The 13,816-nt window shown below is 74.7% G+C and carries 12 protein-coding genes; 6 read left to right on the forward strand and 6 right to left on the reverse strand.

The window, feature by feature from the left end; translation table 11 throughout:
• Positions 1-184: 184 nt before the first annotated feature.
• The 4 genes from ACWGKU_RS04240 (at position 185) to ACWGKU_RS04255 (ending at position 4,844) form a co-directional block, all read left to right on the forward strand.
• Positions 185-1,387: an MFS transporter gene (locus ACWGKU_RS04240; RefSeq protein WP_452178873.1), complete on the forward strand. Its 1,203-nt coding sequence runs from the start codon at positions 185-187 to the stop codon at positions 1,385-1,387.
• A 28-nt stretch (positions 1,388-1,415) separates the two neighbouring features.
• Positions 1,416-1,838 carry a GlcG/HbpS family heme-binding protein gene (locus ACWGKU_RS04245; protein WP_452178874.1) on the forward strand — a complete coding sequence of 141 codons (423 nt, stop codon included), beginning with the start codon at positions 1,416-1,418 and terminating at the stop codon, positions 1,836-1,838.
• Positions 1,839-1,908: 70 nt separating this feature from the next.
• Positions 1,909-2,724, forward strand: coding sequence for a hypothetical protein (locus ACWGKU_RS04250; RefSeq protein WP_452178875.1), 816 nt, complete (start codon positions 1,909-1,911; stop codon positions 2,722-2,724).
• Complete coding sequence (locus tag ACWGKU_RS04255; protein ID WP_452178876.1) at positions 2,622-4,844, forward strand: MMPL family transporter; 2,223 nt, start codon at positions 2,622-2,624, stop codon at positions 4,842-4,844. The genes ACWGKU_RS04250 and ACWGKU_RS04255 overlap by 103 nt, the downstream gene beginning before the upstream one ends.
• On the opposite strand, the gene ACWGKU_RS04260 is transcribed toward ACWGKU_RS04255, so the two are convergent.
• Positions 4,841-6,151 (reverse strand): M14 family zinc carboxypeptidase, encoded by a 1,311-nt coding sequence (locus tag ACWGKU_RS04260; protein ID WP_452178877.1) that lies wholly within the window; start codon positions 6,149-6,151, stop codon positions 4,841-4,843. The genes ACWGKU_RS04255 and ACWGKU_RS04260 overlap by 4 nt on opposite strands.
• Before the next feature lie 118 nt (positions 6,152-6,269).
• On the reverse strand, positions 6,270-9,389 hold the full coding sequence (locus ACWGKU_RS04265; RefSeq protein WP_452178878.1) for a phosphocholine-specific phospholipase C: 3,120 nt from the start codon (positions 9,387-9,389) through the stop codon (positions 6,270-6,272).
• A gap of 318 nt (positions 9,390-9,707) precedes the next feature.
• Here ACWGKU_RS04265 and ACWGKU_RS04270 point away from each other — a divergent pair, with 318 nt between their 5' ends.
• Positions 9,708-10,274 (forward strand): YihY/virulence factor BrkB family protein, encoded by a 567-nt coding sequence (locus tag ACWGKU_RS04270; protein ID WP_452178879.1) that lies wholly within the window; start codon positions 9,708-9,710, stop codon positions 10,272-10,274.
• A 180-nt stretch (positions 10,275-10,454) separates the two neighbouring features.
• Here ACWGKU_RS04270 and ACWGKU_RS04275 read toward each other — a convergent pair whose 3' ends face one another.
• The 4 genes from ACWGKU_RS04275 to ACWGKU_RS04290 all read right to left on the reverse strand — a co-directional run bounded on the left by ACWGKU_RS04275 (position 10,455) and on the right by ACWGKU_RS04290 (position 12,848).
• A complete protein-coding gene (locus ACWGKU_RS04275) occupies positions 10,455-10,718 on the reverse strand; it encodes a hypothetical protein (RefSeq protein WP_452178880.1) in 264 nt (87 codons plus the stop codon).
• Between the two features lie 132 nt (positions 10,719-10,850).
• The gene (locus tag ACWGKU_RS04280) at positions 10,851-11,330 is read right to left on the reverse strand and encodes an ATP-binding protein (RefSeq protein WP_452178881.1); all 480 of its coding nucleotides are present in this window, start codon (positions 11,328-11,330) and stop codon (positions 10,851-10,853) included.
• 137 nt (positions 11,331-11,467) lie between these two features.
• A complete protein-coding gene (locus ACWGKU_RS04285) occupies positions 11,468-11,863 on the reverse strand; it encodes an STAS domain-containing protein (protein WP_401047919.1) in 396 nt (131 codons plus the stop codon).
• An 82-nt stretch (positions 11,864-11,945) separates the two neighbouring features.
• A complete protein-coding gene (locus ACWGKU_RS04290; protein ID WP_401047917.1) occupies positions 11,946-12,848 on the reverse strand; it encodes a SigB/SigF/SigG family RNA polymerase sigma factor in 903 nt (300 codons plus the stop codon).
• Positions 12,849-13,082: 234 nt separating this feature from the next.
• On the opposite strand from ACWGKU_RS04290, the gene ACWGKU_RS04295 reads away from it, so the two are divergent.
• Positions 13,083-13,733 (forward strand): CatB-related O-acetyltransferase, encoded by a 651-nt coding sequence (locus ACWGKU_RS04295; protein WP_401047930.1) that lies wholly within the window; start codon positions 13,083-13,085, stop codon positions 13,731-13,733.
• The last annotated feature ends 83 nt before the right edge of the window (positions 13,734-13,816 follow it).

Raw genomic sequence — 13,816 nt, forward strand, 5'->3', positions numbered from 1 at the left:
CGTCCGAACCGCTCCCACGGTTCGGACGGGCCGGGCCCGGTCGCGTTTCCCGTCCGTCCCACCCCGTTGCGCATGCAACCCATGGCGCATGCCCCATACCCTCGCTTGCACTTATCGCGCGCCTGCAACTATTGTTTAAGCACGCAAGGCGCTAGCTCAAGCAATCACAGAAGGGTTCGGGCCCATGCCTCTCGCTCTCATCGCCCTGGCCATCGGCGCATTCGGGATCGGGACCACCGAGTTCGTGATCATGGGCCTCCTGCCCCGGATCGCCGGCGACTTCGGCGTCTCCATCCCCAGCGCGGGCCTGCTGGTCACCGGCTACGCCCTCGGCGTGGTCGTCGGCGCCCCGCTGATGACGGCCCTCGGCACCCGGATCAGCCGCAAGACCATGCTCATGCTGCTGATGGGCCTGTTCACGGCCGGGAACCTGCTCTCCGCGTTCGCCCCGTCCTTCCCCGTGATGCTGGCCGGGCGCATCGTCACCTCGCTCGCCCACGGCGCCTTCTTCGGCATCGGCTCCGTCGTCGCCGCCGAGCTGGTCGCCCCGCAGAAGAAGGCCGGCGCCATCGCCACCATGTTCACCGGGCTGACCGTCGCCAACATCGTCGGCGTGCCGCTGGGCACCTTCGTCGGCCAGGCCGTCGGCTGGCGCGCCACCTTCGCCGGCGTCGCCGCGCTCGGCGTGCTCGGCCTGCTCGGCATCGCCGGGCTCGTACCCGCCGTGCCCCGCGCCGAGGGCGCCCACCTGCGCCGCGAGCTCACCGCCTTCCGCAATCCGCAGGTGCTGCTCGCGATGGCGATGACCGTGCTCGGCTTCGGCGGCGTCTTCGCCGCGATCACCTACATCGCCCCGATGATGACCAACGTCACCGGCTACGCCGAAGGCTCCGTCACCTGGCTGCTGGTGCTGTTCGGCGTCGGCATGTTCCTCGGCAACCTGCTGGGCGGGCGCTACGCCGACCGCAAGCTGATGCCGATGCTCTACACCACCCTCGGCGGGCTCGCCGTGGTGCTGGCGCTGTTCACCCTCACCGCCCACAACAAGGTCGCCGCCGCCGTCACCGTCCTGCTGGTCGGAGCCCTCGGCTTCGCCACCGTCCCCCCGCTCCAGAAGCGGGTCCTGGACCAGGCCCACGGCGCCCCCACCCTGGCCTCCGCCGTCAACATCGGCGCCTTCAACCTCGGCAACGCGCTGGCCGCCTGGCTCGGCGGCATGGTCATCACCGCCGGTCTCGGCTACACCGCCCCGAACTGGGTCGGCGCCGTCCTCGCCGCTGCGGCCCTGCTGCTGGCCCTCTGGTCCGCCGCCCTGGAGCGCCGCACCCCCGGGCAGGTGACCGCGGCCGCCGCCCCCGCCCCCGCCCCCGTCCCCGCCCACCACTGACCCCACCCCCCACCCCGGAGAAGACCTCATGAGTGCCACCACCGCCGTCGCCCCGCTCACCATCGCCGACGCCGAACTCCTCGTCGACGCCGCCCGGACCGCCGCCGAGGCCGCGGACGTGACCGTCAGCGTCACCGTCCTGGACGCGGGCGGCCACCTGCTCGCCTTCCGCCGCGACGACCGCGCCGTGCTGATCTCCGGCGAGACCAGCACCCGCAAGGCCTACACCGCCCTCCAGCTGAACGCCCCGACCGCCGACCTGGTCGACCTGGTCAAGCCCGACGGGCCGTTCCACTCCCTGCCCACCGCGCTGGACCGCCCGCTGCTGTTCATCGCCGGCGGCATCCCCGTCCACCGCGACGGCCGGCCGATCGGCGCCATCGGCGTCGGCGGCGGCGCCCCCGAGCAGGACCACTCCTTCGCCGCCGCCGCACTCGCCCGGCTCGGCTGAGGCCCCGCCACCGGCAGGCGCCGCCGCGCATCGCCCGTACCGGGCAACTTCCGCCGCGTCCCGCGGCCGGATGCGCCCGGGCGGGGCGCCGCTGCGGCAGGCAGGGGGACGGACGGCCGCCGCCCCCGAGGCCTGGACCGTGGCCCTGCGCTACGGCGGCAACGGCCGGGAGATCGACGGGCCGGGCAACATCGCCTTCGACGCCGACGGCAACGCCTGGGCCAGCAACAACTACCGCCACGACGCCGATCCCGCCGTCCCGGTCTGCGGCGGCGAGAGCGTCCTGAAGTTCACCCCCACCGGCCGGGACGCCCCCGGCGCCCCGTACCGCGGCGGCGGCTTGTACGGTGCCGGATTCGGCGTCACCGTCGATGCCCGGGGCTCCGCCTGGGTCGCCAACAGCGGCATCCTGCCGGTGCCCTGCGGCGACGGCACCGCGGGCGACCTCGCGGACGCCGCCGTGGCGGGCGACGCCGGTGCGCGCCCGGGCGCCTCCGTGCCGCTGATCCGGTCCGACGGGACCCCGGCCCCCGAACCCTTCACCGGCGGCGGCCTGTTCCTGCCCTGGGGCGTGGCCGTCGACGGCGACGACACCGTGTGGGTCGCCAACTTCGGCGGCCCTGACCGTCCCCCCGCCGCCCCCGCGGCCCCGGCCACCGCCGCGATGCCGGCGGTTCCCGGAGCCGTAGGGGCGACTACCCACCGGTACCGGTGGGCGGCGCGGGCGGCCGGGAAGACTGCGCCGATCGGCGCACCGCCGTGCAGGAGACCCGGGAGCCTTCCATGCCGCCGTCCGCCCGTCCCGCCCCCTCGCCGGCCGCCGCGGCGCCGGCCCGGCGCTCGGCGCTGCGCCGCCTGGGCGAGTGGTGCGCGCGCCACTCGCTGATCGTCATCGTGCTGTGGCTGATCGCCCTGGCCGGCGTCCAGGCCGCCAACAGGTCGGTGGGCGGCGCCTACTCGGACGACTTCTCGCTGCCCGGCACCCAGGCGCAGCAGGGCCGGGACGTCCTGCAGGCGCACGAGCCGGCCGCGGCGGGCACCAGTTCCCAGGTGGTGCTGCACGACGCGGCGCCGCTGACGGGGTTCCAGCCGCAGATCGCCCAGGCGGCGGCCTCGCTCCAGCAGTTGCCGCACGTGCTGTCGGTGCAGAGTCCGTTGCCGCCGCCGGGGCAGAGCCCGCCGCCGGGCGGGCCGCTGTCCGCCGACGGGCTGACCGGGTACTTCACCGTACGGTTCGACACCAACCCGACCCTGCTGGGCCAGGACTACCTGCCGGGGGTGGACGCGGCGGTGGAGCCGCTGCGGGCGGCCGGGGTGCAGGTGGAGTACGGGGGGCCGCTGGGCGAGCTGGCCCGGCCGGCGGCGGACGACCGTTCCAGCGAGGTGATCGGCTTCGCGGTGGCGGTCGTGGTGCTGCTGGTGGGGTTCGGCAGTGCGATCGCGGCCGGGCTGCCGCTGCTGACGGCGCTGTTCGCGGCGGTGGTGGGCCTGGGGGTGCTGGGGCTGGTCGCGGCGCTGTCCACGTTCGCGACGGTGGCGCCGACGCTGGCGACGATGATCGGCATCGGGGTGGGGATCGACTACGCGCTGTTCCTGCTGACCCGTCACCGGCAGAACCTGATGGACGGGGTGGATCCGGTGGCCTCCGCCGGGCAGGCGGTGGCCACCAGCGGGCGGGCGGTGCTGGTCTCCGGCTGCACCGTGATCGTCGCGTTGTCCGGGCTGTCGGTGTCGGGGATCTCTTTCATCGCCAAGCTGGGGGCGGCGGCGGGCATCACGGTGGTGTCGGCGGTGCTCGGGGCGCTGACCCTGCTGCCGGCGCTGATGGGGCTGATCGGGCGCCGGATGGACCGGTTCGCGGTGCGCCGTCCGGTCGCGGAGGCCGGCGGGGACGTGGAGGGCGGGGCCTGGCACCGTTACGCCCGGCGGGTGGAGGCGCGGCCGTGGCGGTACCTGGTGGCCGGGGTGGTGGTGCTCGTGGTGCTGTCGATCCCGCTGTTCTCCATTCAGCTGGGCCACATCGGTGACGGCGCGGACTCCACCGACTTCACCGACCGGCGGGCCTACGACCTGATGTCCCAGGCCTTCGGGCCGGGATCGAACGGGCCGCTGACGGTGGTGGTCGACCAGAGCGCCGTGCCCGCCGAGGCGCGGGCGGGGGTGTCGGCCTCGGTGCAGCAGGCGCTCACCGGCCTGCCCGGCGCGGCGAGCAGTACCCCGCTGCAGACCAGCCCGGACGGCGCGGTGCTGTTCGGCACCGTGATCCCGGCGAGCGCCCCGCAGGACCGGGCCACCACCGACCTGGTGAACCGGCTGGCGGACACGGTGCTGCCGGACGCGGTGGCCGGCACCGGTGCGAAGACGTACGTGACCGGCAACACGGCGGCGCAGGTCGACTTCCTGGACATCGTGTCGAGCCGGCTGGTGCTGATCATCGTGGTGGTGGTCGGGCTGGCCTTCCTGATCATCCTGCTGGTCTTCCGCGGTCCGCTGGTCGCGGTCAAGGCCGCGGTGCTCAACCTGCTGTCGATCGCGGCCTCGTACGGGGTGGTGGTGGCGGTCTTCCAGTGGGGCTGGGGCGGGCCGGCGCTGGGGGTGGAGGGGAAGGTGCCGATCGAGAGCTACGTGCCGATGATGATGTTCGCGATCGTCTTCGGGCTGAGCATGGACTACGAGATCTTCCTGCTGTCGCGGGTGCACGAGGCGTGGCTGCGCACCGGTCGCAGCCACGACGCCGTGGCGCACGCGCTGGAGATCACCGCGCGGGTGATCAGCTGTGCGGCGCTGATCATGGTGAGCGTGTTCGCCGCGTTCATCGTCAGCGACAACGTGGTGATCAAGATGATGGGGCTGGGCCTGGCCGTGAGCGTGCTGGTGGACGCGACGGTGGTGCGGCTGCTGCTGGTTCCGGCGGTGATGACGCTGCTGGGGGCGGCGGCCTGGTGGACGCCGCGGTTCCTGGACCGGGTGCTGCCGCACATCGACACCGAGGGCACGAACGTCTAGGGCTCCGGGTGGCGCAGGGCGACGGCGGCGCGGACGGTGTTGGCCTGGTGGGCGGCCTGGCGGGCGACGGGGAGCCGGACGGGGTGGAAGGTCCGCTGGTACTGGGCGCACCAGTCGCGCAGGAGGTGGTCGAGGCGGGCGGCCTGGGGTGCGGCGGGCGCACCGGCGACGCGGACGGCGCGGCGCAGCAGGGCGGCGGCGCGGACCGGGACGCGGTGGGCCCACAGGTCGATGCCGGTGAGGCGGGCGCGGCTGAGCGGGGTGCGCAGGAGGTCCTGTCCGTGGACGTCCGGGTCCCATTGGTCGGCGAGTTGGTGCAGGGCGGTCAGTGGGGTGCGGGCGGCGCGCAGCAGGGGGGTGTCGGGGTTTCGCACGTAGGGCAGGGCGGCGTCGAGGAGCGCGGTGAGGAGTGTGCCGCGGTGGCGCAGGCGGTCGGCGCAGGTGCGCAGGTACAGGCGGACGGCGTCGGCGGGGCGGGTGTCGCCGAGGTGGGCGCTGGTCCAGGCGGGGACTTCGACCAGGACGGTCTGGCCGCCGTGGCGCTGGGGGGCGAACCAGGTGCCGGCCCGGCCGCCGCCGTCCTGGCGGGGGGTGAGCATGCCGGTGGCGGTCTCCTGGTGGTCGATGTGGTGGGGGGCCATGAGGTAGAGGCCGGGGCCGGATTCGTGCAGGTGGAAGGTGTCGAAGTTGCCGGTCTCGACGGGGATGCCGAGGTCGGCGGCGGAGCGGGTGAAGGGCTCGGCGAGGGCGGCGGGGTCGCCGGTGGCCTGGACGAAGGTGCCGCCGACGTCGGTGCTGTGCAGGGAGAACTGGAGGGTGGGGCGCAGTTCGTCGATGAGGTCGAGGAGGGTGCGGCTCTCGGGGAGGTCGGAGCCGATGGCGGGGGCCCATTCGGGCTGGTCCTCGGCGGCGGGGCGGTAGTAGTGGTCGTAGTAGGCCCGCAGGGTGCGGGCGGTGCGGCTGCCGTCGGCGAGGTGGGCGCCGTCGGGGTCGAGGCAGAGCAGGAAGTGCCAGGCCAGGCCCGGGTGTTGGGCCGCGAGGGCGTGGTGGGCGAGGTCGGTGACGGCGGCCCGGCCGGCGAACTCGTCGGCGTGGGCGCCGGCGACGACGAGGAGGTCGTGCGGGCCGCGGCCGACGGTCAGCAGGGTCAGGGGGCGTCCGGCGCGGGAGGTGCCGACGGTGCGCACCCGGCACAGGTCGGGCCGCTGGGCGGCCAACTGGTGGGCGGTGGCGGTGAGTTCGTCGAGGCTGGGGTAGCGGTCGTGGAGCCGGGCGGCCCGGCCGGCCGGGGTCGTCGTGTCGATCACCTTCGGTTTCCTCCCCTGTGGTCGTGGCAGTAGTTCTACCTGGCACGCGGGGCCGCCGGTACGGGCCGGGCCCGCCCGGGCGCGGAGGCTCGGGCGGGCCCGGGTGGGGCGGGGGGTGTCAGCCGGTGATGGGGCGGGTGTCGAGGCGGATGTGGTCGACGGCCCAGTACCAGTTGTTGCCGGCGTCGTACATGCGGAACCTGAGGGTCACCGAGCGGGCTCCGGCGGGGACGGCGAAGCTGCGGGTGATCCGGGTGTTCTGCACGTCCTTGCCGGCGTTGTCGTTGCCGGTGGCGTCGGAGCCGTAGGCGAGCAGGCGGGTCTCGGTGCCGTTGTCGAAGACGGCGGTGACGGAGGCCTTCTGCGGTGCCTCCTGGCGGTAGTGGGAGTCGAAGGCGAGGTGGAGGGTGTCGGTGCCGGCCGGGACGGCGACGGCGGGCGAGACCAGGGTGGAGTCGAAGACGCCCTTGCGGGAGGGCGAGCCGGTGTCGTCCCAGTCGTCGGGGTCGGCGACGGCGACGACGCCCAGGGCGCGGGTGAAGTTGCCGCGGTCCTGGCCGGCGGGGACGGACCACTCGCGCTTGGTGTGGAAGGTCCAGCCCTGGAGGCGGACGGTGCCCTGCGGCATGGCGGGGGCGTTGACGACCGTCCAGCCCTTGGGGGCCTGGGCGGTCCAGCCGAGGACGCCGGCCTCGGGCTTGAGGGTGTCGGCGAGGGACTCGAAGTCCTCGTCGAGGAGGTGGCCGGTCATCACCGGGGCGGGGCGGGCGGCGAGTTCGCCGTCGGCGAGGGCGAAGCGGCTGTCGGCCTGGGCGCGGGCGGTGACCAGCAGGCGGTGGGTGGCGGTGGCGGGCAGCTGGGCGGGCGGGGTGACCTGCCAGACGGCGGTGGCGGCGGCGCCGGCGGCGAGCCTGTCGGGCGCGGCGGTGACGGTGGTGGCGCTCCAGCCGGGCGGGAGCAGCGGCTGGGCCTCCAGGCGGGTGAGGGCGGTGGTGGCGGTGAGGGTGGCGGTGATCGTGGCGGGGCGTCCGGGCAGCAGGACGGGTTCGTCGATGGTGGTGGAGGCGGCGCCGAGGGCGAGGTTCACGGCGAGCGGGTCGGCCAGGCCGAGGGCGGGGTCGGTGACGGTGCGGTCGTCCCAGGGGAAGCGGCCGGCGATGCGGCGGCGGAAGCCGAGGTCGCCCTGGACGGCGACGGCGACGTCGTACCAGCCCTCGGGGCCGACCTTGAGGTTGACGGTGCGGTCGTCGCCGGCCGCCACGCGGACCTCGCGCAGGCCGTCGCCGTAGGCGAGGTCGCCGACCAGGAAGGTCTGGGCGGTGCGCGAGCGGTTGATGACGTCGACCTCCAGGACCTTGCCGTCGCTCTCCTCGGAGAGCGAGACCTCGTAGGCGGAGGCGGTGTCGCCGCGCAGGTGCCACAGGGCGCCGTCGGGGCCGTGGACGCGCAGGTCGTAGCCGGCGGGGCCGACCTTCCAGACGTCGGACAGGCGGCTCTTCGCGGCGACGGTGTAGTGCTTGGGGGCCTCGCCGGGGGCGGGGTAGACGGCGAGGACGGCGCCCTGGCGGCCCTGGTTGACGAAGTCGAGGGTCAGTTCGTCGCCCTTGAGGCGGGGCTTGACGAGCAGGTTGTACGGGGCGGGGCGGGCGGAGCGGGTGCCGCGCTCCTGCTGGGGGAAGGTCTGCGGGCTGGGCACGGTGGGGGCGGGGAGCTTGCCGGTGTCGACGACCTTCTGGCGGTTGCCGCTGGTGTCGGGCAGTTGCGGCCAGGCGGGGTTGCGGCCGGAGAAGTCGAAGACGTTGGTGAGGTCGCCGCAGACCGCGCGCCGCCAGGGGCTGATGTTGGGCTCCTGGACGCCGAAGCGCTGTTCCAGGAAGCGCAGCACGGAGGTGTGGTCGTAGACGGTGGAGTCGACGACGCCGCCGCGGGTCCACGGGGAGACGACGACCATCGGCACCCGCACGCCCAGGCCCATCGGGTAGGGGCCGGAGACCAGGGTCTCGCCGGCGGGGAGGGTGTCGGACCAGGCGAGGGTGCCGTCGGCGGCCTTGACCCGGTACCGGCCGTCCTGGCCGACGACCCGGTGGTAGGTGGAGGAGCCCTTGGAGACGCGGACGACGACCTCGCCGTCGACCGGGACGTTGGACTTGCCGCGGCCCTCGGCCAGCGGCGGGACGGGCGGCAGCTGGTGGTCGAAGAAGCCGCCGTGCTCGTCGTAGTTGAGGATGAAGACGGTCTTCTGGAACACCTCGGGCTTGGCGGCGAGCGCGGACAGCAGCCGGGAGGTGAGGTGTTCGCCGTTCGGCGGCGCGTAGTTGGCGTGCTCGGACAGCGCGGCGGGGGCGACGATCCAGGAGACCTGCGGGAGGCGGTCGGCCTGGACGTCGGCGGTGAAGGCCTCGACCAGGGCGTCGCCCATGGCGAAGGGGTCCTTGGCCTTGGCCGGGTCGCCGACGGCGCGCATGCCGCGCTCGTACAGCGGCTCACCGGGCTTGGCCTTGACGAAGGGGGCGAACCAGGCGAGGGCGTTGTCGTCGAAGTTGTCGAGGGCCTGGTAGGTCTTCCAGCCGACGCCGGCCTTCTCCAGGCGCTCGGCGTAGGTGGTCCACTCGTAGCCGCCGGGGATCTCGGTGTTGTCGGTCACCGGGGTGTCCCGGACGGTGCCGCCGCTGGTGCCGGTCATCAGGTGGTCGCGGTTGGTGTTGGTGTTGCACTGCACGGAGGCGTAGTAGGCGTCGCAGACCGTGAACACCGAGGCGAGGGCGTGGTAGAAGGGCATGTCGGCGGACTCGTAGTAGCCCTGGCCGAGCCAGCCGGAGGAGCGGCGGGTGACGGAGCCGTCGGCGCGGCCGTCGTTCCAGGCGTTCATGGAGTCGCCGTAGCCGAAGGCGGGCGCGCCCTGCTGGTAGGCGTTGGTGTGGGCGGCGTTCATCGCGAAGGGCAGCAGGTAGCCCTCCTTGCGGCCGGGGTCGGGCTGGTGGAAGACCGAGCGGCCGTCGACGCCGCGCACGGCGGTGCGGTCGCCGAAGCCCCGCACGCCCGCCAGGGTGCCGAAGTAATGGTCGAAGGCGCGGTTCTCCTGCATGAACACCACGACGTGCTGGATGTCCGCCAGCCGTCCGGGCCGGGCCGGCGCGGCGAGTGCCTGCTGGACGCTGAGCGGGAGGGCGGACAGCACCGCGGCCGCCGCCGCGCCGCCGAGGACGCTGCGGCGCGACAGTTCGGGCTTCGGACTCATGGGGGTGGGGCTCCTTGCTGACGGACCGCGGTTCCTCGGTACGGGGGCCGGCCGCGCGGTTCGGACCGGACCCGTTATGTGTACGAGACCGAGGTGGACGCAGCCGTGGTGTCCGATGACGGGCCGATGACCGGCAAGAGACCCCGAGCTGTACAGACAACTTGACGCCCCATGATCAAACGGTTGACTCGTCGACCAGCCCGGACCGGCCGTGGGCCGCCCGGCTGCGAGAGCCCGGCCGGGCGCCCGGCGGACTCCACCGCGCCCCGGACGCCGCAACCGGGGTGTCGCACCGTGCGCCGGGGGCAGACGCGCGGTGTGAACCCCATCGAGCGAGGCCTGCGGGCCGTGCAGCACGCCATGGCCGAGGTCTGGAACGTGCCGGGCGTGCAACGGCCCGGCTACTGGCCGCGGCTGGCGCGCAGCCTGCTGCTGTTCGCCGTCCTGGGCAGCGGGCTGGTGGTGGCCACCGCCGCCGCGCTGGTCGGCGGCACGCTCGCCGGGACGGCCGCCAGGATCGGGGGCCTGGTCGTCTCGGCGCTGGTGAACGCCGCCCTGTGCCTGGCCTGCTTCCGGGTGCTCACCCCGCGCGAGGTGCCGCTGCGGGCGCTGTGGCCGGGCTGCGCGCTCGCCGGGCCGCTGTTCACCGCCCTCCGGGCGGTCGGCTCACTGCTGGTCACCCACGAGCTGCGCCACGCGAGCCAGGTCTACGGGTTCTTCGCGACGGTGATCGGGCTGCTGTTCTGGCTCTACCTGACCGCGCAGGTCACCGTGTACGCGGCCGAGGTCAACGTCGTGCTCGCCCGGCGGCTGTGGCCGCGCAGTCTGCTGCAGCCGCCGCTGACGGACGCCGACCAGGCGGTGCTGTCCTCGGTCGCCCGGTAGGAGGAGCGCCGGCCCGAGCAGCGGGTCGACGTCTCCTTCCACGACGGGCCGCCCCCGCCCGGGGAGCCGGGGGGCCCGGACGGGGACGGCGGGGACGGCGGGGACGGCGGACAGGACCGGGACGGCGGGCAGGACCGGGGCGGCGGGCAGGACGGCAGCGGCGGCCGGTGACGGCCCCGGTCACGCGCCGGGCGTCCCGGGCCGTGCGGGCGGTTCCTGCGCGGACGGCGGCACGTCGGCGACGGCCCCGGCGTCCCGGGAGGAACCGGGTGCCGGTGCCACGGGCAGCCGGGGCAGGGCGTACGGGTGGTGGTCGCGCAGGTAGCCGACGAGGTGCTCGCGCAACTGGCAGCGGAGCTCGAACGCGTCGGCGCCGTCCGCCGCCGCGGCCAGGCGCCGCACCCCGAGTGGCGCGATCCGGTCCAGGCCGTACGCGACGAGCACCGCCGCGGCGCTCGCGAGTGCCAGGCGTAGCAGGCTCCACGTCGGCGTCTGGGAGTTCCGCGACGCCAGCGGCCACAGCGGGGGCGGTGCGGGGTACGGGGGCCGGGCGTGCGGACCGGTGCGGGCCGCGGGTCAGCGGTGGGTCAGCCGGTGGGCGTCGAACTCGGCCCAGATCGCCTTGCCCCGGCCGTTCGGCTCGGCGCCCCAGCGGTCGGCGGTGCGCTCCACGATGAACAGGCCGTGGCCGCCGGGCAGGGCCGGCTCGTGCGGCAGGCGCAGCACCGGCATGGCCGGGCTGCGGTCGCTGACCTCCACCCGCAGGCGCTGCCCGGTGGCGTCCAGGACCAGCTCCAGCGGGCCGTCCCCGTGCAGCATGGCGTTGGCCACCAGCTCCGCCACCAGCAGCACGACGTCCGCGCCGACGCCCTCGTGGGCACCGGGCGCGCCGGCGGGCGGGTACCAGTCGCCGACCGCCTCGGCGGTGAAGGCCCGGGCCCGGGTGACCGGCTTGGGGAGCCCGGCCAGCGGCAGCCGGCGGCGCTGGCCGCCGGGCGGCAGGGCGGGCCCGGCCCGGTGCGCGTCGCCGTCCAGGGTTCCCCGGCTCATCGTCATATGAGGGCACCCTTCGGATCGACGGCGGTTCGCATGTCGGTTTCCCGGCGCTCCCGGGATTATGCCTTCCCCGGCGCCGGGTGCGCGGCACCCGCGACACGCGCGGCACCCGCCCCGCGACGGCGTGCCCGGCCGGCTCAGGCCGCCAGGGCCTCCTCGGCCGAGCCGTGGATGGAGAACACCGCCCGGGTGCCGGTCAGTTCGAGGACCCGCATGACGGTGGGCGGCACCGCGGCCAGGTGCAGCCCCACGCCCTCCTCCCCCGCCGCGAGGCGGGTCTTGAGCAGGAGGTTCAGGCCGGAGGAGTCGCAGAAGCCCACCCCCGCGAGGTCGATCACCACCGCGCCGGGCCGCCGGGCGACCAGGGCGGTGAGCGTGTCGGCGGCGGGGGCGAGCGTCTCGATGTCGAGGTCGCCCGCCAGGGCGCAGACCACCGCGCCGCCCGCCGCGGATCGGGTCCGTACCGCGAGCTCCGCACGGTAGGGGGAGGCCGCCGGCGCGAGGCCCCGCTGGTCGTTGTCGGATGGCATCATCGTCGTCCCCTCGTGTCCGTGCCCTCCGACCTTACGTAGGCGGCGTGCCGCGGCCAAGCGGGTGCCGGGGCGCCGGGCGCCCTCAGTCCTCCTCCAGTCCCTCGCGCAGGCGCCGCAGGGTGCGGGAGAGCAGCCGGGAGACGTGCATCTGGGACAGCCCCAGGCGGGCGCCGATCTGCGACTGCGTCAGGTCCTCGCAGAAGCGCATCGACAGGATCTGCCGCTCGCGTTCCGGCAGGGCGGCGACCAGCGGCTTGAGCGCCACCAGGTCCTCCACCCTGGAGAGGTCCGGGTCCTCCTCGCCGAGGCGCTCGCCCAGGCAGCCGGGGCGGTCGTCGTCCTCGGTGCCGGTGTCCAGGGAGCCCGCGGTGTGCCCGTTCGAGGCGGTCAGGCCCTCGACCACCTCCTCCTCGGCGAGTTGGAGGTGGTCGGCCAGTTCGGCCACCGTGGGCGCCCGGTCCAGTTCCTGGGCCAGCCGCTCCTGGGCCTTGGCCAGGGCGATCCGCAGCTCCTGGAGGCGGCGGGGCACGTGGACGGCCCAGGTGGTGTCGCGGAAGTGGCGGCGGATCTCGCCGAGCACGGTGGGCAGCGCGAAGGTGGTGAACTCGGCGCCCAGCTCCGGGTCGAAGCGGTCGATGGCCTTGATCAGGCCCACCGCACCGACCTGCAGCAGGTCCTCCTGCGGCTCCCGGTGGGCGTTGAAGCGGCGGATCGCGAACCTCACCAGCGACAGGTTCATCTCCACCAGGGTGGCCCGCACGTACGAGTACTCCCGGGTGCCCTCCTCCAGCGCGGCGAGCCGGCGCAGCAGCACCCGGGTCAGCTCACGGGCGTCGGACGGCGCGACCTCCCGCAGGTCCTCGGCGGCGGCCAGCTCCGGTGGCAGCAGGTCGCGCAGCCCCGCCGTGGCGGAGGCGGCCGTGCGGGAGGGGTCCTTCGTCGGCGTAGCGGCGGAGGCGGTCAGTTCACCAGTGGTCGTGACCATCGGAGTCCTTCCTCTTGTCGGCACGGTCGAACGCCCCGGATACCCCGCCCGGGCCGATCGATGCAGAGGCGCCGCGTGGAGGTTTCGTGAATCCCGGGCGGGCGTTCGGGCGGGGCCGGAAAACCCGGTGGTCCGCGGCGCCGTCCGGTGGATCATGGCAGGGCGCGCTCCGGCGCCCCGATGCCCCTGACGCCCCGTCGACGTGAAAGCGGTGCCGCCCCCGTGACCCCCGCCGTGCCCGAACTCCCCGCCGTGCCCGATCCGACCGTGCTGCACCCCTTCCCCGGACAGCCGCGGGTGGTCCTGCTCAAGCCGCTGGTCACCTCGCCGCTGATCCAGGTGGGCGAGTACTCGTACTACGACGACCCGGACGACCCGACGGCGTTCGAGACCCGCAACGTGCTGTACCACTACGGGCCGGAGAAGCTCGTCATCGGGAGGTTCTGCGCCTTCGCCACCGGGGTGCGGTTCGTGATGAACGGCGCCAACCACCGGATGGACGGGCCCTCGTCCTTCCCCTTCCCCGTCATGGGCGGCGCCTGGGCCGAGCACTTCGACCTGATCACCGGCCTGCCCGGGCGCGGCGACACCGTGATCGGCCACGACGTGTGGCTCGGCTACCGCACCACCGTGATGCCCGGCGTGCGCATCGGCCACGGCGCGATCGTCGCCGCCGGGTCCGTCGTCACCTCCGACGTCCCCGACTACGCCGTCGCCGGCGGCAACCCGGCCAGGGTGATCCGGCTGCGCCACGACGAGGCCGACATCGCCCGCCTGCTGGACATCGCCTGGTGGGACTGGCCCGTCGAGCACCTCACCCGCCACCTGCGCACCGTCATGTCCGGCACCGTCGACGAGCTCGCGGCCGCCGCCCCCGGCGCCTGAGACCGCGTCCGCCCCTTTTCTGTTCGGCCACGGCCTCGCCCAGTACGACCCGGCGCCGCCGGACGGCCCCGCGCAGTCCCCCG

This window comes from Kitasatospora sp. NPDC054768, from assembly GCF_053612025.1.